This is a genomic window from [Clostridium] ammoniilyticum (genome assembly GCF_025566905.1).
GTDB lineage: Bacteria > Bacillota_I > Bacilli_A > Erysipelotrichales > Coprobacillaceae > Faecalibacillus > Faecalibacillus intestinalis.
Window position 1 is genome coordinate 205,305 of sequence record NZ_JAOQJR010000002.1, and the last position, 17,746, is coordinate 223,050.

General features: G+C 28.6%; 17 protein-coding genes. All 17 read right to left on the bottom strand.

What is annotated here, in order from left to right; translation table 11 throughout:
• Window positions 1–4: 4 nt before the first annotated feature.
• A complete protein-coding gene (locus OCV55_RS03100) occupies window positions 5–2,185 on the bottom strand; it encodes a SpoIIE family protein phosphatase (RefSeq protein ID WP_147579769.1) in 2,181 nt (726 codons plus the stop codon).
• 153 nt (window positions 2,186–2,338) lie between these two features.
• Window positions 2,339–2,836, bottom strand: coding sequence for a GNAT family N-acetyltransferase (locus OCV55_RS03105; RefSeq protein ID WP_147579770.1), 498 nt, complete (start codon window positions 2,834–2,836; stop codon window positions 2,339–2,341).
• A 1-nt stretch (window position 2,837) separates the two neighbouring features.
• A complete protein-coding gene (gene prmC / locus OCV55_RS03110; protein WP_032091181.1) occupies window positions 2,838–3,695 on the bottom strand; it encodes a peptide chain release factor N(5)-glutamine methyltransferase in 858 nt (285 codons plus the stop codon).
• Window positions 3,695–4,771 carry a peptide chain release factor 1 gene (prfA, locus tag OCV55_RS03115; protein WP_022002396.1) on the bottom strand — a complete coding sequence of 359 codons (1,077 nt, stop codon included), beginning with the start codon at window positions 4,769–4,771 and terminating at the stop codon, window positions 3,695–3,697. The genes prmC and prfA overlap by 1 nt, the downstream gene beginning before the upstream one ends.
• An 83-nt stretch (window positions 4,772–4,854) precedes the next feature.
• A complete protein-coding gene (locus OCV55_RS03120; protein ID WP_081919032.1) occupies window positions 4,855–5,643 on the bottom strand; it encodes a YoaK family protein in 789 nt (262 codons plus the stop codon).
• A gap of 57 nt (window positions 5,644–5,700) precedes the next feature.
• Window positions 5,701–6,864, bottom strand: coding sequence for a DUF2812 domain-containing protein (locus OCV55_RS03125; RefSeq protein ID WP_147579771.1), 1,164 nt, complete (start codon window positions 6,862–6,864; stop codon window positions 5,701–5,703).
• A gap of 4 nt (window positions 6,865–6,868) precedes the next feature.
• Window positions 6,869–7,177, bottom strand: coding sequence for a PadR family transcriptional regulator (locus OCV55_RS03130; RefSeq protein ID WP_118573758.1), 309 nt, complete (start codon window positions 7,175–7,177; stop codon window positions 6,869–6,871).
• A 113-nt stretch (window positions 7,178–7,290) separates the two neighbouring features.
• On the bottom strand, window positions 7,291–8,265 hold the full coding sequence (locus OCV55_RS03135; RefSeq protein ID WP_147579772.1) for an AEC family transporter: 975 nt from the start codon (window positions 8,263–8,265) through the stop codon (window positions 7,291–7,293).
• Between the two features lie 191 nt (window positions 8,266–8,456).
• Window positions 8,457–9,071, bottom strand: coding sequence for a thymidine kinase (locus tag OCV55_RS03140; protein WP_032091176.1), 615 nt, complete (start codon window positions 9,069–9,071; stop codon window positions 8,457–8,459).
• Window positions 9,072–9,082: 11 nt separating this feature from the next.
• Window positions 9,083–10,456, bottom strand: a complete 1,374-nt coding sequence (gene dnaB, locus OCV55_RS03145) for a replicative DNA helicase (protein ID WP_022001325.1) — start codon at window positions 10,454–10,456, stop codon at window positions 9,083–9,085.
• Between the two features lie 11 nt (window positions 10,457–10,467).
• On the bottom strand, window positions 10,468–10,914 hold the full coding sequence (rplI, locus tag OCV55_RS03150) for a 50S ribosomal protein L9 (protein WP_022001324.1): 447 nt from the start codon (window positions 10,912–10,914) through the stop codon (window positions 10,468–10,470).
• A 5-nt stretch (window positions 10,915–10,919) separates the two neighbouring features.
• Window positions 10,920–12,875 (bottom strand): GGDEF domain-containing protein, encoded by a 1,956-nt coding sequence (locus OCV55_RS03155; protein WP_147579773.1) that lies wholly within the window; start codon window positions 12,873–12,875, stop codon window positions 10,920–10,922.
• 44 nt (window positions 12,876–12,919) lie between these two features.
• Window positions 12,920–13,486 carry a YybS family protein gene (locus tag OCV55_RS03160; RefSeq protein WP_147579774.1) on the bottom strand — a complete coding sequence of 189 codons (567 nt, stop codon included), beginning with the start codon at window positions 13,484–13,486 and terminating at the stop codon, window positions 12,920–12,922.
• Between the two features lie 77 nt (window positions 13,487–13,563).
• On the bottom strand, window positions 13,564–15,033 hold the full coding sequence (locus OCV55_RS03165; protein WP_147579775.1) for a family 1 glycosylhydrolase: 1,470 nt from the start codon (window positions 15,031–15,033) through the stop codon (window positions 13,564–13,566).
• A gap of 94 nt (window positions 15,034–15,127) precedes the next feature.
• Window positions 15,128–15,997, bottom strand: a complete 870-nt coding sequence (locus OCV55_RS03170) for an aldo/keto reductase (RefSeq protein ID WP_147579776.1) — start codon at window positions 15,995–15,997, stop codon at window positions 15,128–15,130.
• A gap of 116 nt (window positions 15,998–16,113) precedes the next feature.
• Window positions 16,114–16,986, bottom strand: a complete 873-nt coding sequence (locus OCV55_RS03175) for a ParB/RepB/Spo0J family partition protein (RefSeq protein WP_147579777.1) — start codon at window positions 16,984–16,986, stop codon at window positions 16,114–16,116.
• Window positions 16,979–17,746: a ParA family protein gene (locus OCV55_RS03180; RefSeq protein WP_022000815.1), complete on the bottom strand. Its 768-nt coding sequence runs from the start codon at window positions 17,744–17,746 to the stop codon at window positions 16,979–16,981. The genes OCV55_RS03175 and OCV55_RS03180 overlap by 8 nt, the downstream gene beginning before the upstream one ends.

A 17,746-nucleotide genomic window follows, 5' to 3' on the forward strand; every position in this document is an offset into this window, starting at 1 on the left:
ATCTCTAATTTCTATTGACCACTTTAATAACAATAATACTCATATCATCTAGATCTTTCTTTTGAAAAGATTTTTGAAAAAGAAAGGAAACAATTTCATAAACTGACATCTTTTCAATTTCTTCTTGATATTTTTTTAATAAATCAAAGAAATGTTCTCCTACTCCATCACTTGTAAGAATCAATATATCATTTTCTTTGATTTTCATATCATAAGAAACCATCTTCATTGTAGAAGCCATTCCTACTGGTAAAGAATGTGAATGTAAAACATCTATTTGATGATTTCTTATTAAATAACTTTCATAAGCTCCATATTTAATTACTTTTAATCTTGAATTCATTAAATTAAAATCAAATAAATCTAATGTCGTATACATATCTCCTTGATTCTTTATCTTTAATAACGTATTTAAAGTATTCAATGTATCTCTTAATTGAATGCCATTTTTAAGCAATTGACTTAAGACATCTAATGTCAATTTACTTTCCTTATAAGCAATATAACCTTGTCCCATACCATCAGATAAAGCTACATAATGATGTTCATCTAAACCAAAAGTAAGAATACTATCTCCACATTGTTGATCTAAAGCATATTGTTTTTTCGCAAGTTGTAATGTATATTTAAGTTCATGTTTTAATAAAATTGAAGTATAACCTATTTGAAGATGTTGTTTTTTAATAGAGACAAGATCTAATGATTCATTTAAATAATTTTCTAAAATAGGAATAAGTTCTTCTGTTACAGTTTTTTCATCTATATCTTCTATTCCTATTTCTAACATATAATTTTCATAATCTTTTTTTATTTTCTTTAAATAATACACTTCAAAATGATACGCTTTTAAATGTTCTAAGATTTTCTTTTCATTATCTTGTTCATCTATCTTTTTAGAAAAGTTTTGAAAAACATGCCCCATGATTGAAAACTCTTGAAATAAATCTTTTTTTAAATGATCATGTGCATGATTAACTTTTAACATCTTAAAATAACCTTTTTGATGATTCTTTAAACTCTTTAAATAATCATCCGGCTTTAAACAATGTTGATAAATATAATTATAATCATCTACCTCTAAATCTTTTTGAATTCCCTTAGAAATCAACTTACCTAAACGACTCATTCCTTCTTGACTATAAAAACAATATTTTTTAGAAGAACAATGATGACACACATCCTCATAAACATATCCCACATATTCAGATAAGTGGGTTTCTTGATTTTCTTCTTTAAAAACTTCTGTGAGTTGATGAAATAAAGATGCAAAAGCATCTGCTTTACTTTTAAGTTGTTCTTGATAACTTATTTCTATAAATTCTGGATTGATCTTTATTTTTTTATTTTTAAATTGTGGAGAAATCATAAATAAAAAAACTGGAACAAGAATCACAAAGGCATAATAGAAGTAATTGTAATTAATAAAAAATGGTAGTGTAATATGTGATAATAAGAAAATAGACATGAATAGATATTTGTTTTTAGGTTGTATCATAAAAAAGAAACTCATTGGTAATATTAAGGATAAGACATCATCTTTTAATGAAGGAGCAATGAGCATTAAAAGAATAGAAAGATATAAAATAATAGGCATGACTTTTTCAATTGATAAATAGTAAATAGAAATCAATAAGAAATATCTTAAAAAAATCATTGTATATGTTGTATTAAAAGGAATAAAGCTAATAAATAATGTACAGACAACAACAATTAAAGCTTGTAATCTTTTTATATTTAAAACATTTTTATTTTGATGAATAATTAAAGGAATAATTTCTTGATCAAGATAACAATTAAATAACGTTAACATGACTAGAACTGTTGTTTGTAAGATGTTGTAATGATTCGCATAAAAAAATGGAATCAAAATTGCTGTCATAATAAAAGAAATATACTTTGTTCTTAATAGATGTGTAAAGTTAAGAAGATAAATTGTCAGTAATAAAGTAATGATGACAACAATTGTAAATGTATCTTGATTAATAATCGATATTCCTATAATCGCTGTTAAAAAGCATATAAGATACAAATATCCACTATAAAACGATACAATAAATAAAGGTAATAAAAAAGGTAAGGCTGTTTCTTGTATTTTAGCATAGCTTAAAATAATGGTACTAAAAAATATAATGATTGGTAAAATATAGTGCACGTGTTTTTGTTTATTGACGATAACTAAATCCATTTTATTTCCACCTCGTAATCATTATATAGAGTTTATTTTGAATATTTTGTCACTAAAAAAAAGACATCTTTAAATTGATGCCTTTTATTTTGATTTGTCTACTTAGCAAGACCACACTCATTTTAAGAAAAAATATGAATAATTCTATTTTCTCTATTTATTTAACATTTTACGATAAAGTACATCTTGGTAAAACCAAGATTTATGGATTTTATCAAATCCATTTCTTTCTAATAGTTTAATTGATTTTATATTATCTTCATATACATGACATAAACATATTTTAAAAGAATATGTTTCATGCATTGCCTTAAATACACTCTTTAATGCTTCACTTGCATATCCTTTAGACCAGTAAACACTATCTAAAGTATATCCTAAAGTAAAAGTTGTATGCCCATCTATTTCAATAAAAATATCTCCAATAAGCTGATTATTTTCTTTTAAATAAAGACCAAATTGGTAGTTACCAATTTGTCCATGAAATGGATGTTTTTGACAATATTCAATACGGTTAATAGCCTTATTTAAAGGATATTCATCCCATGATTGATACATTGCAACTTCTTCTTTATCACGATATTCACTAAAACGTCTGGCATCATCTAATGTAAGTGGCTTGATTATGAGTCTTTCTGTTTCTATATTCATATTATTTTAAATTATAATAGATAAATAACATTCTATCTTTTCCATTAATATCTTTAATAATTTCAAAAGGGTAATCTCCAAAGAATTCCTTGATTGCTGTTTCCATCAATTCTCTTTGATCAAATCCCATTTCAAAAGCTAATAAAGCACGATCATTTAATAAAGGTTTTACTTCTTTAAAAATCTTACGATAGAAATAAAGACCATCATTTCCTCCAAATAATGCTACATGAGGTTCATTGTCTTTAACCATTGCTTCAATATCTTGATCATTAGGAATATAAGGTGGATTAGAAACAAAGATATCTACTTTTTCATGTGTATCTAATAAAGGTTGTAACATATCTCCATTTCTAAATTCAACATTCGCCCCTAATGTTTTCGCATTATCTTGAGCAACAACTAAAGCTTCTTTAGAAATATCTGTCGCAATGACTTTTAAACGTGGTTCTTCTAAAGCAAGAGTAATCGCAATAGCACCACTTCCTGTCCCTACATCACATAAATGAATTTCTTTATAATCATTAAAGTAATCATCAATACGATATAAGATATTTTCTACCAATTCTTCTGTTTCATAACGAGGAATCAATACATCTTCATTCACTTTAAAATCTCTACCAAAGAAACTTTCACAACCTTTAATATATTGAATAGGTTTTCCTTGATAATATTCTTCCATTCCTGCAAGAAAAGCTTTTTCTAATTCAGGTTCTACTTCTTCATTCATCATTAAATAAAGCTCATGAGGTTCTTTTTTAGCAAGATGATAAAATAAGACTTTTGCGACATTGACATCTTTATGTTCATCATCCAATTTACTTTCGGCTTCTTTAATTAATTCTCTAACTGTTTTCATTATTTTTGTCCTTCTAATTTAAGACGTTGATCTTCATTGATTAATGCTGTAATAATATCATCTAATTTACCTTCAATAATACGATCTAATTGTTGAATTGTAAGTCCAATACGATGATCTGTTACACGGTTTTGAGGATAGTTATAAGTTCTGATCTTTTCAGCACGATCTCCTGTACCAACTTTCGATTTTCTTTCACTATCAATTGCTTCTGTTTGTTGAGATTGGAAGTAATCATAAACACGTGCTACTAAAGCTTTCATTGCTTTATCACGGTTATCATGTTGAGAACGTCCATCTTGGCTTGTTGCCACAATTCCTGTTGGTAAGTGAGTAATACGAACAGCTGAATCTGTTTTATTGATATGTTGTCCTCCGGCACCACTTGCACGATAAGTATCAATTCTTAAATCACTTTTATTGATTTGTACATCAACTTCTTCCATTTCTGGCATAACTAAAACTGTCGCAGTTGAAGTATGCACACGTCCTTGTGTTTCAGTCTTAGGAACACGTTGAACACGGTGTGATCCAGATTCATATTTTAATTTACCATAAACACCATCGCCAATCACATTGAATGAAATAAGTGAGAAACCACCAGCTTCTGATTCTTCAGCTTCCATAACTTCTACTTTCCATCCTTGGCTTTCAGCATATTTTACATACATTCTATATAAATCACCTGCAAAGATATTTCCTTCATCTCCACCAGCAGCCCCACGGATTTCCATAATAACGTTTTTATTATCATTTGGATCTTTAGGAATTAATTCTAATTCTAATTTTTTAATAATATCTGGCATTCTTTCTTCTAATTCATCTAATTCCATTTTTGCCATTTCTTTAATTTCAGGATCATTTTCCTTCATTAATTCTTTAGCACCATCAATACCATCTTTTACTTCTTTATATTCTTGAAACAAATCATAAGCAGCTTGTAAAGAAGCTTGTTCTTTTGTAACATCTGTCATTTTTTTAATATCAGTACCAATATCTGGATCCATCAACATATGACCTAATTCTTCATATCTATTTTCCATAGATACTAATCTATCTAACATACTTTCATTCATAGCTTTTACCTCCATTAATTTTTTATACTCATAGCACAATAATAATACATGAAATATACGATTTAAACAAGAAAAAATGGGCGTTAATGCCCATTTGGAACTTGATCTAATAATTCTTTTTCTTTAACTAAATCAGCATATAATAAGTCCCCTTGTAAAATAACTAAGAAAATAAGGGCACCCCAAATTGCACGATCTTTAAAATAAGCACATAAAACAGTTGAAAAAATTGCTCCAGCTATAAAACATAAAATCATACATAAATGTCTTAAAGAACGATTTAAATATTTCTTTTCATGTCTTTTTCTTAACCAACGAACAAAGAAACTTCCTGTTTGTCTGATATGATTTGTGACAAAAGTGGTTGCCATCCCAACCTTTTCTGCTTGTCTAAAAGTATTAAACTGCATAGCACAGATAAAGTTAATCGTTACTTGAAAGACTTGATCTGGAACACTACTTGGTAACAATCCAAGAATAATAACCGTAATAATTTCAATACCAATTAAAATAGTATCCCATCTTAATTTTCTATATTTCTTTATTTTTAAAGCTAAATATTCAGAAACCATGGTTCCAATAAAATAAGAACTAATAGGAATCAATAAATAAGCTGCTCTCGACCAATCCATATTTCCTAAAGCCATTCCAAATAAAACAATATTAGCCGTTTGGGCATTACAGAAAACGCCACCTTTAACTGAAAAAGTATAAGCACCAAAGAATCCACCTACAGTAATCAATAATAAAAAACAACGCCAACGTTCACACTCTAGAAAGCCTTCTTCTTCTTGTTCAAGCTCTTCCTCTACCTCTTCTAATTCATTTTCTAATTGTTCAACATTCTGTTCTACTTCGTCATAATCTTTCATATTTCTCACCGCGAATATTATAATCCTATGATAAATTGTTATCAAGATGAAATTCTACTATTTGTTTTCTTTATATTTCGTTATAATTCTATTTTTTAATATTTTGATTACATATGTTCCATTGTCATATGTATTTCCTTTTTTATTAAAGGATTGAATAGCTTTTTCATAATGAACATATTGTGTTTTATTACTGTCCCATGAGACATTAGATTTTGTATTTACTGCTTTTTCAAAATTTTGATTATCTCTTGTATCATGTTCTGTTTTGATAATGATGTATTTAAAGATTTCATCTTTATACTTATCTTTTTTAATCAAGACATCTAATTGTGGATAGGTACATGTTGTATCTTTTATATCTTTTTCATAATTTGTAATTTTTGTTTTAACAGTGCTGCTTTCAAATAATGAATCATCCATTTGTACCTGAGGAAAAATAAGTCCACAAATAGCAATAGCAACAAAAGCAGCAATGGCACTGTTATATTTATTATTTTTAATAATACGTGATAAAACTACTCCTATAATACATGTAAGTAAAAGATAAACAATGACTTTTAAATCTAATGTTATAAATGATTTTAATAAGTAAAAAACACCACTTATTACTAACAAAATATAAAATAGAATACTTAAATGATCTTTAATACTGTTTAGTTTCTTTAAACTTTTTAAATCTTTATCATTTTTTAATGCATATAAAATAGAAAAATTTAAAATTGTCACAAATAAGAGTACAAATGATAAAACAATAAAAACAATACCCATCAACAATGAACCAAATCCTTCATAATAAAGAACAGGTTTACCTATCTCTACAATATCTTTTATAAAAATCTTACCTAACCAAAATAAGAAATAAGCTAAAATTGGATAAATAAAATAGCGAATCTTTTTAAATTGTTTCATTTTATTATTTTTATCAAAAACAAATTCTGTATTTAAATCAGGTGCATCAACATTTTCATTTTCTAAAACTCTAAAATCATCAAATAAATTTCTTACTTCGTGATACCCCATTTCCTTTAAAATATCTTGATATTCACTAGATATAGGGGTGTAATCTATTTGATACTTATAAACATGTTCATCTTTTATAAATCGATAATAATAACCAACAAAATCTAAACGCCATCCTTTTTTAGACATTTCATTAAAATAATCTTGTAACTCTTCATCTAAATACAAACTATTTCTTAAGACATCTTTGTATTTCATATCTTTATCCTCCTATTTGATCTAATAATGAAATTTGTTTAAGCATCCTTTCTTTTTCTTTTTGTAATTTCTTTTTTCCTAGATTTGTAATTTGATAGATTTTTTTATTATTTTCTACTTTCACTAATTTGATATAACATTCTTTTTCAAACTTTGGTAATAAAGTATATAAAGAACCTGCTCCTACAGTGATTTCACCATTAGTAATCCGAGTAATTTCACTCATAATTTCATAGCCATGCATTGGTTGATGTAAAACAAGTAATACATAATACATTTGTGGGGTCAATACTTCCATTTCTCTTTTTGGCATTTATTTCATCTCCTATATCGTTTAGCGATACTTTCTTCATTTTTATGATATATCGTTAAACGATATATAGCAACAAAAAAAAGAACAATGTTTCCATTGTCCTTATAAGGGGGCTATACAGTTTGTAACTTTCTACTTAATTTCATACGTTTTTTAGCTTCACGTTTCTTTGAAGTCATATGTCTTACTACTAACGATAAACCAAAGTTAATAATAAAGTAAATTCCTGCCATATAAACAAAGATAAACATAATTTGATCTGCTTGAAAAAAATGAGCCATTAAACGTCTACCTTGATACATAAAGTCAACTACACCAATTGTACTTAAATAAGAAGAATCTTTAAATATTGTAATAATTGTTTGTAACAATTGAGGAATAACTAATTTAATCGTTTGGGGTAAAATAATATATATGATTGTTTGAACAAAAGTAAAACCTTGAGACTCAGCTGCTTCAAATTGTCCACGAGAAACAGACTCAATCCCACTTCTAACAACTTCACTAATATAAGCTCCATGATATAAAGAAATAATAATCACTGCAATAATTGTAGAATCTAAATTAAATCCTAAATAAGGCAAACCAATATAAACAGCAATAATACATGGATGAAATGTAACTTTTTTGATCATATTTTTAGAATCTGTTTGTGTAAATAATGATAAACCTGCACTCCACATAAAGATTATTTGCGGTATTAAAGCAATTGAAGCATATAATAAACCAGTTTGCCCATAAATACTTTCTACAATTGGTAATCCCATAAATCCTGCATTAGAAACAATAGTCGCATATTTTAAAATAATTGCTTTTGAATCATCAAAGCGATTATAAAAAATACGATTAAATACACTATAAGAAAGTTGAATACCAAAAGAAACAATAAAAATAACAACTGTATCTCTTATAATCTCTGATGTTAATTTCATCATAAATGATTTAATAATAGCACAAGACAATATAAGATCAATAACGATATCTGTTAATTTTTTTCTAACTTCTTTAGTAATAATTCCCTTTCTAGAAAATATGTATCCTATAATAATGATGATGAATATCTCTAGTTGTAAAGATATTATTTTCAAATTACCACTTTCCCTCTAGTAGTTATTAGAATAGTACACTATTTAAGTGTATAAATCATTTTTATTATATTGATAATTATTTATTAGATGATATAAAAAAGAACACATGTTATCTCAACATGTGCCTTTTCTTTGTTTATATTAAGGGGAGGTTTTCTTTTACACCCTTATAATAATGGATCTATGTTAATTTATTGTGAACTTTTAGTTCTTCTTTTAATTTTTATAGGTTTGTTGACAACTTCATGACAATGTCTGCATCTTGGTTCATAATGATCAACTGCTCCTACTAAAACAACAGGATCATCAAAAGATGCTGGCTTGCCATCTACAAGTCTTTGTGTACGTGTAGCCGGTGAACCACATTTTGCACAAACAGCTGTAAGCTTTGTCACAAATTCTCCTTTTGTAAGAAGTTCAGGCATTACACCAAATGCTTCACCTCTAAAGTCTTTATCTAAACCTGCAACCATGACACGAACGCCTTTATCAGCAAGATATTCACAAACATCTACGATCTTTGAATTAAAAAATTGAACTTCATCAATAGCGACAACCTGTACATCATCTGTCACTTTATCTAAGATTTCTTCTGGATCATCAATTGCAAAACAAGGGACTTTTCTTCCTGAATGTGATGCAATTTCTATTTCTGAATAGCGATCATCTATTTTAGGTTTAAATACTAATATTTTTTGTTTCGCATAAGATAAAACATTGATTCGTCTAATCAATTCTTCTGTTTTTCCTGCAAACATACATCCACATATAACTTCTATATATCCTTCTCGATATTGGTGATACATTCTTTCTTCTCCTAACCTCTTACATCTCTTACACCCGCACTACTTCCATCAGGACCAATAGGTGCTAAATCTGTAAATCTACTAAAATTCTTTTCAAAAGCAAGGTTAACTTCACCTGTTGCTCCATTTCTGTGTTTAGCGATAATAATTTCTGTTAAACCATTATCTTCCTCTTCTTTTCCTTCACTTGCTTTATAATATCCTTCTCGATAAATAAAGGTAACGATATCGGCATCTTGTTCGATGGCTCCTGATTCACGCAAGTCAGACATCATTGGACGTTTATTTGGTCTTTGTTCAACTGAACGTGATAACTGTGATAAAGCAATAACAGGAACATCTAATTCTCTGGCCAACATTTTTAATTGTCTTGAAATATCTGAGACTTCTTGTTGTCTTGATTCTCGATTATTGGAACTTCCAGTAATTAATTGAAGATAATCGATAACAATTAATTTTAAACCATGTTCTTGCTTTAATTTTCGACATTTAGCGACAATTTCATTGATTTTAACTCCTGGCGTATCATCTATGTATAAATTACATTTACTGACTCTTTCAGCTGCCGCATAGTATTTATTTGCATTTGTTTTCAAGATTTCACCTGTTCTCATGGTAGAACCTTCAATTCCACCCATGGAACAAATAATTCTTTGCACTAATTGACTCGCAGGCATTTCTAATGAAAAAATAGCTACTGGATCTTCTGATTTAAAAGCAACATTATGGGCAATATTTAAGGCAAAAGCTGTTTTCCCCATTGCTGGACGTGCCGCTAAAATAATCAAGTCTCCTTTTTGAAGTCCTGATGTTATTTTATCCAAATCTCTAAAATTTGTACGAATACCTGAAATATTACCATCTATACTTTGTAATTTATTTAAACGATCCGTTACTTCTCTAATAACTTTTTTTACGTCAACAAACTCTCCAGCATTACGATCTCTCGTAATGGCCAACATTGTTTTTTCACTTTCATCAATAAAACCATCAATATCTTCAATATCTCCAAAAGCATTTTCAGCTATTTTTGTTGTTTCATTGATGATTTTTCTTAAAATCGATTTATTATGAATAATCTTTAAATAATATTCACTATGAGCTAAAGTTGGAACTGAATCACTTAATTGTCTTAAGTATTCTACTCCACCTACTTTATCTAATTGGCTATGATCTAATAGATAAGAAGTAATCGTTGTAACATCAACAGGTATATTTTGTCTCGAAAGTTCACTCATTGCATTGAATAATACTTTATGTGATTCTTCATAAAAATCTCTATCTTCACACTTATTCAAAATATCTTGGCAAGCTTCTTTTGATATAAGCATAGATCCCAGTAAAGAACGTTCTGCCTCTAAATCATGTGGGAAAACTCTTGGCATAAATCTCCCTCCTATTTTTCAGATAAGTGAACTCTAATAGTAGCGATAACTCCTTTATATAGTTCAACTTTTAAGTTTGAATATCCTAATGCTCCAATTGGATGTGCATTGATAAATTTTCTTTTATCGACTCTAATATCATATTTTTCTCTTAATTGTTCAACGATATGTTTTGTTGAAACACTTCCAAACGTTTTACCATCTTTACCAGATTTTAAAACAAATTCTAATGTAATACCTTCAATTTTTTCTTTTAGTGCTTCCGCATTTTTCTTATTTTCAATATCTTGTAATCTTGCTTCTTCTTTTTGTTGTTCTAAAATCTTTTTAGCACCTGCTGTTTCCTTAACAGCTAATTTATTTTTAATTAAGAAGTTTTGTCCATATCCATCAGATACATTGACAACATCACCTTTTTTACCTACTTTTCTAACATCTTCTAATAAAACTACTTTCATCTTTTTTACCCTCTTTCATCCAAATATTGATCAATAGCTTCTTCTAACTTATCGATCGTTTCCTTAACAGTTTTTTCTTCAACCTGACAAGCAGCCATTGAAAAATGACCACCACCTCCAAGTTTTTCCATAATCAACTGTACATTAACCTCTGTCTTAGAACGAGCAGAAATAGCAATCTTATCCTTATCTACGCGTCCTGCAACAAATACCGCTTTAATTTCAGCAATATTTAATAACTCATTACCAACTTTCGCTAGTAGAGGTCTTGTATAAATTTCTTCTTCATTTCCATATGCTATTAGTATATCATTTCCAAAACGATATGCATTAGCTGAAATAGACATTTTTTCTTGTGTCGTTTTGTAATCATCTTGCAAGAACTCATAAGCTCTAGAAACATTCGCTTGTTTTTCTTTAAGCTTTGAAGCAATTTGAAAAGTACGTGATCCAACATGATTTCTAAAATAGTTTGTATCCACCAACATTCCTGCATACATAACAGTTGCTTCTGTTGGTAAAACTTCAATTTCAACTCTTTGATACTCAAATAATTCAACCACTAATTCTACAGTTGAAGAAGCAGCTGGTTCCAAATAAGTTAAAATTGGTGAATCAACAAAGTCTTCCCCTCGACGATGATGATCAATCACGACTATCTTTTCAGCCTTATCCAAAAGTTCTTCACTAATAGCCAATGCTGGCTTATGATTATCAACACAAATAAGTAATGCATCTTCATCAATTAAATCAATAGCTTTTGCAGGAGAAATAATTTTTCCTTTATATAAATCTTCTGCCATTAAACGACGTGCAATATTTCCTGTTTTTTCTTCTAAAGAATTTTCATCAACAATCACATAAGCATACTTTTCAAATGCTTTAACAAACTTAGCAACCGCTAAACTCGCTCCAAAAGAATCTAAATCAGATTGCTTATGTCCCATAATAAAGACATTTTGACTTTGTTTTACTAAACTTGCTAGTGTTTGTGAAATAACACGTGCTCTAACACGGTTCGCTTTTTCACTATTTTCACTATTTCCACCAAAATATCGAATTTCTTCATCTAATGTTTTTACTGCCACTTGATCTCCACCACGTGAATACGATAAAGAAATAGCACTAAAAGCAAGTTCATCTAATTCACGTAAAACTTTAGATCCTCTTCCTATTCCCATTGATAAAGACATCACGGCACCAATTGATTCCATCTTTTGTTTAAATTCATCTAAAATACAAAAATGAACTTCTACTTGTTTACGATAAATTCTTTCATTAAAAACAGCTAAATAACCATCTTCTTTATATCTTTTTAAGATAATTCCATTATCTTTGGCCCAATCAAAAATCATTTGTCTTGAAGTTGTTTCAATCATGACTGATTTTTGTTCATCTGCATATTCAATAGAATCATCATAATTATCAATTGTTAAATAGGCAACACATAATTGTTGATCATTATATTCTTTTTCAATCGTTGTTAAATCTGTTACATCTTTTAAAAATAATAAACGATTATTTCTAGAATTATAAACTTCATATCTTCTAGAATTAATATCTATTGTTCTAACATCTTCATCTTCAAAAAGTATTGCGAGTAAAGGTTGCCATTCAAGTAATTTCTTCCCTACGATACGAATACCAAGTTCGTGTAATAAATCACTGACCCAAACAACATTTCTATTTTCATCATATTTAATAAGCCCTATTCCACCAAAAATCAAAGCATTCTTTGATTCATTATTTAATGCTTCTTTAACACTATAAGTTGTTTCACTAAACATATTATGGAGATAATAGAGAACAATGATACAAACAACATTTTTTATTAAAATATAAATCATTAAAGCTAAAGTAACACGATTTTGTAAAAACATATAAGTTAATAAAGCTAATACAAATTCTATACCTAATAAAGCAACTATTGTATTTCTAAGTTGCATAAGCTTCTTAATCATGAAATACCCTCCTCTTTATTACCTTATATTATACATGAATTCATTTATTTCATCATCTTATTTTTATTCATTCGAAGGATAAATAGATTCGTATAAACTTTAATAATATAAACTTCTGAAAAAGATAAGACGATCCATAAAATAATAAACATTCCATTCTTTAAAAAATCACTTTCTAAAAGAGGAAAAAGTCCTACAATACTATAATAAATATCTTTCGCATCTGTAAAAGTATTTAAACCTAGTAAAGAATTCAATAAAAATAAAACAACAAAATTCTTCAACATGCTATAAACTCTTAAAATCCATTTACCATCAATATTCTTTTTTATACAATAAATATATAAAATACCTAATGGTAAAGTAAAAAAAGAATACAAAGTAAAAAATAATTCACCTGTTAAAAATAAAATAAACGTACTTGTAAACAAGACAAGAACAGCCATCTTTGCATTAAACTTAAACGTATAATAAGCTAACGCAACTGTCATTAGATAAATAAAAATAATATCGAACATCGTTCCTGTATAAACATTTACAACCGATAACACGCCAAAAAGGGCTGCCATAAATGCTCCTGTTACAATTTGTTTTGTCTTTTCTCTATTCATTTCATCACCGTGATTATCATACAACTTTATCGCTTATCTGTCACTTATATAAAGAAAAAAGAGATTCCTTAGAATCTCTAGTCTTCAAATAAACAAGCTCCATTTGTTTCAATAACATGTTTATACCAATCAAATGATTTCTTCTTATATCTTTTATAAGTACCATTACCTAAATCATCTGCATCTACATAAATAAATCCATAACGTTTAGACATTTGTTTTGTACTTTCAGATACTAAATCAATACATCCCCAAGATGTATAACCCATTAAATCAACACCATCTTCACAGATTGCATTATACATTTCTCTAAAGTGAGCATCAAAATAATCGATACGATATTGATCATCTACTTTACCATCAATAAGTTCATCTTTAGCTCCTAAACCATTTTCTACAATAAACAATGGTTTTCTATAACGATCATATAAATCTACTAAAGAAACTCTTAAACCGATTGGATCAATTTGCCATCCCCAATCAGAACTTGGAATATAAGGGTTTTTAATCGCAATATTAGTATTAGCAGCTGTTTTCTTTAATCCAGCATCATCTTTAGCAACACAGCTTGATGAATAATAACTAAATGAAACAAAATCAACTGGATATTTTTTCATGATTTCTAAATCACGTTCTTCCATTTTAATATTTAAACCTTCATTTTTAAATTTAGTTAATAAATAAGCAGGATATTCTCCAAAGACTTGAGTGTCGCTATAACAATACGTACTTCTCATATCTTGTTGTGCTTGTAAAACATCTTCTGGTTTACAAGTATATGGATAATAAGTTAATTTTGTAAGCATACATCCTACTTTACAGTTTGGATTTTTTTCATGCGCAATTTTTGTTGCAAGAGCACTTGCGACAAATTGATGATGCATTGCTTGGAAAATAACTTCTGTAAAGTTTTTACCTTCAAAACGATCTCTTACAAGTCCTCCTGTTGTATAAGGATGTCGAATCATTGAATCAACTTCATTAAAAGTTAGCCAATATTTGACTTTATCTTTATAACGATCAGTAATGACATCTACATATTTAACAAACATATCAATAATTTCTCGATCATACCAACCATTATAATTTAATACTAAGTTGATTGGTGGTTCATAGTGTGACATTGTAACTAAAGGTTCAATACCATATTTATGACATTCATCAAAAAGATCATCATAGAATTTTAAACCTTCTTCATTTGGTTCTTTGTCATCTCCATTTGGGAAAATACGTGACCAAGCAATAGAAAGTCTAAATACTTTAAATCCCATTTCAGCAAATAATTTAATATCTTCTTTATAATGATGATACCCATCTGAACCATGTCTTTTTGGATAAAGACTTGTATCATCACTTTTCATTGCTTCTAAAATTTCTTTTGTAGAAATTTCATTTTGTTTAGCATAATCTTGAACATCTACATCTAAATGGTGACGGGCACAGTCTGAAACAGAAACACCTTTTCCTCCTTCGTTCCATCCACCTTCATATTGGTTAGCAGCAACAGCGCCACCCCATAAAAATCCTTCTGGAAATTTTTTTACCATTTTAATATCCTCCGCTTTTCTCTAAAACCATCTTAACACCTTATATAAAAAAAGCATGATTATTTCATTTAATGAAAATAATCATACTTACTCATTAATCATGTATTTTTTTAGCTAAACACATTTCCACAAATTCAACATCAAAATGTTTAGCTCTTGATCCTGAATAACCCATATCTAATGATGAGATTTGTTTCATTTCTTCTTCATTTAATTCAAAATCAAAGATATCTATATTTTCTTTTATTCTTTCTACATGTGTTGATTTTGGAACAACAACAACACCTCTTTGTACATTCCATCTAAGTAAGACTTGTCCTACTGATTTATTATATTTAGCTGCAATTCCTTTTAACATCTCATCTTCAAATGGATTATATCTTCCTCCACCTAGTGGTGCCCATGCTTCAGGAATAACATCATAATATTTCATTGTTTCTATTGCTTTTTCTTGTGTATAGTATGGATGAAGTTCTACTTGATTGACCATTGGTTTGATTTCTACTGTATTTACAAAATTGACAAGAACATGTGCATAGAAGTTAGAAACACCGATTGCTTTTAATTTTCCTTCTTTATACGCATCTTCCATTGCTCTCCATGCACTAAAGTAATCACCCATCGCTTGATGTAAAAGATATAAATCCAAATAACCCAAACCGCTTTTTTCAATCGATGCATCAATTGCTCTCTTTGCAGTTTCATAGTTTTTCATATCTTGTACCCACATCTTAGAAGTAATAAATAAATCTTTTCTAGTACAAACACCTTCTTCAATAGCACGTTTAACACCTGCACCAACCGCATCTTCATTGGTATAAGAAGCTGCTGTATCAATTAAACGATATCCTGCTTTAATTGCTTGATATACTGATTCTTCACATTCTTTTTTATCTGGTACTCTAAAGACACCAAAACCTACTATAGGCATTTTTAACCCATTATTTAATGTTTGATATTCCATTGTATTTCCCTCTTTTCTTACTTTTATTTTGAGATAAAAGTAAGAAAATGTACAATATTGATTTTGCATTCTACTATGTTTTTTTCGCATAGAAAAAACTTGGTTTTACCCAAGTTTTAACTTTCTTCAATAACACCCATTAATTCTAATAATCTATTTAAATCATCTGTGTCAGAGTATTTAATTGTAATAGACTTATCATCTACTTTGATTCTCGTACGATATTTTTTTCTAAGTAATCCTTCAACATATTGATATTCTTTAGATTTTTCAACCTTAGGTTTATTCTTTCTAGCTTCTTGAAGTTCAAAGCCTTTCACAATATTTTCAACATCTCTAACAGATAACTTTTCATCAATAACTCTTTTAGCAATCTTTAATGCTCTTTCTTTATCCAATGTAATTAAAGCTCTTGCATGTCCCATTGATAAAGAACCATCTAATACATATTCTTGAATCTTTTCAGGTAAGTTCAATAATCTAAGTGTATTTGTAATATGTGTTCTTGATTTTCCAATACGTTTAGCTAATTCATTTTGTGTAAGTTTAAGTTTTTCCATCATCGTTTGATAAGCTTGTGCTTCTTCGATGGCATTTAAATCTTCTCTTTGAATATTTTCTAATAAAGCAATTTCCATCATTTGTTGATCACTAAAATCAACAATAATTGCTGGAACTTCTTCTAAATGTGCCATTCTTGCTGCACGGCATCTTCTTTCACCAGCAACAATTTCATATCCTTGAACAGATTTCTTTAAAATTACTGGTTGGAAAATACCATGTTCTTGAATTGATAAAGCAAGTTCATTTAAAGCTTGTTCATCAAATACTTTTCTTGGTTGATAAGGATTAGGTCTAATTTCATCTAATTTGATTTTTTCTTGACTACTTTCAGGTGTATTATGTTCAATATCATCAATTAATGATGTAATATCTCCACCAAAAATAGCATCTAATCCTTTATTTAATTTTTTCTTTTTCTCAGCCATTTCTACTCAACACTTCCTTTGCAAGTTCTTTATAAGCTTGAGCCCCAACAGAAGATCCATCATAATCAAAAATACAGATTCCTGCACTTGGTGCTTCAGATAATTTAATATTTCTTGGAATAACAGTTTTATAAACTTTTTCTTTAAAATACTTTCTTACTTCTTGAGAAACTTCCAATCCTAAATTTGTACGTTGATCTAACATTGTTAATAATAAACCTTCAATAGAAAGTTTTTTATTAAAATGATTTTGTGTTAATTTAATTGTATTTAACAATTGTGTTAAACCTTCAAGTGCATAGTATTCACATTGTACTGGGATAAGTACTGTATCACATGAAGTTAATGCATTTGTATTTAATAAACCAAGGGCTGGTGGACAATCAATAAAAACAAAGTCATAATAATCTTTAATTTTATCTAATGATTGTTTTAAACGCACTTCTCTTCCTTGTTTTACATGTGCTAATTCTAAATCTATCCCTGCTAAATCTATTTCTCCTGGTGCAACATCTAGATTTTCAATATAAGAATGTTGAATTACTTTTTCTAAACCAACTTCTCCTGTTAAAACATGATATGTTGATAATTCAATATAATCTCTATCGATACCAATACCTTGTGTTGCATTTGCTTGAGGATCCATATCTATAAGTAACACTTTATAATTCATCTTCGCAAGTGCAGCTGATAAATTAACGCTTGTCGTTGTTTTACCAACACCACCCTTTTGATTTGTAATTGCTATAACCTTCGACAT

Excerpts from the sequence above, each read along its gene's own strand:
- OCV55_RS03100 (WP_147579769.1), bottom strand. The coding sequence starts at position 2,185 with ATGGATTTAGTTATCGTCAATAAACAAAAACACGTGCACTATATTTTA.
- OCV55_RS03105 (WP_147579770.1), bottom strand. The coding sequence starts at position 2,836 with ATGAATATAGAAACAGAAAGACTCATAATCAAGCCACTTACATTAGAT.
- prmC (WP_032091181.1), bottom strand. The coding sequence starts at position 3,695 with ATGAAAACAGTTAGAGAATTAATTAAAGAAGCCGAAAGTAAATTGGAT.
- prfA (WP_022002396.1), bottom strand. The coding sequence starts at position 4,771 with ATGAATGAAAGTATGTTAGATAGATTAGTATCTATGGAAAATAGATAT.
- OCV55_RS03120 (WP_081919032.1), bottom strand. The coding sequence starts at position 5,643 with ATGAAAGATTATGACGAAGTAGAACAGAATGTTGAACAATTAGAAAAT.
- OCV55_RS03125 (WP_147579771.1), bottom strand. The coding sequence starts at position 6,864 with ATGAAATACAAAGATGTCTTAAGAAATAGTTTGTATTTAGATGAAGAG.
- OCV55_RS03130 (WP_118573758.1), bottom strand. The coding sequence starts at position 7,177 with ATGCCAAAAAGAGAAATGGAAGTATTGACCCCACAAATGTATTATGTA.
- OCV55_RS03140 (WP_032091176.1), bottom strand. The coding sequence starts at position 9,071 with ATGTATCACCAATATCGAGAAGGATATATAGAAGTTATATGTGGATGT.
- dnaB (WP_022001325.1), bottom strand. The coding sequence starts at position 10,456 with ATGCCAAGAGTTTTCCCACATGATTTAGAGGCAGAACGTTCTTTACTG.
- rplI (WP_022001324.1), bottom strand. The coding sequence starts at position 10,914 with ATGAAAGTAGTTTTATTAGAAGATGTTAGAAAAGTAGGTAAAAAAGGT.
- OCV55_RS03155 (WP_147579773.1), bottom strand. The coding sequence starts at position 12,875 with ATGATTAAGAAGCTTATGCAACTTAGAAATACAATAGTTGCTTTATTA.
- OCV55_RS03160 (WP_147579774.1), bottom strand. The coding sequence starts at position 13,486 with ATGAATAGAGAAAAGACAAAACAAATTGTAACAGGAGCATTTATGGCA.
- OCV55_RS03165 (WP_147579775.1), bottom strand. The coding sequence starts at position 15,033 with ATGGTAAAAAAATTTCCAGAAGGATTTTTATGGGGTGGCGCTGTTGCT.
- OCV55_RS03170 (WP_147579776.1), bottom strand. The coding sequence starts at position 15,997 with ATGGAATATCAAACATTAAATAATGGGTTAAAAATGCCTATAGTAGGT.
- OCV55_RS03175 (WP_147579777.1), bottom strand. The coding sequence starts at position 16,986 with ATGGCTGAGAAAAAGAAAAAATTAAATAAAGGATTAGATGCTATTTTT.
- OCV55_RS03180 (WP_022000815.1), bottom strand. The coding sequence starts at position 17,746 with ATGTCGAAGGTTATAGCAATTACAAATCAAAAGGGTGGTGTTGGTAAA.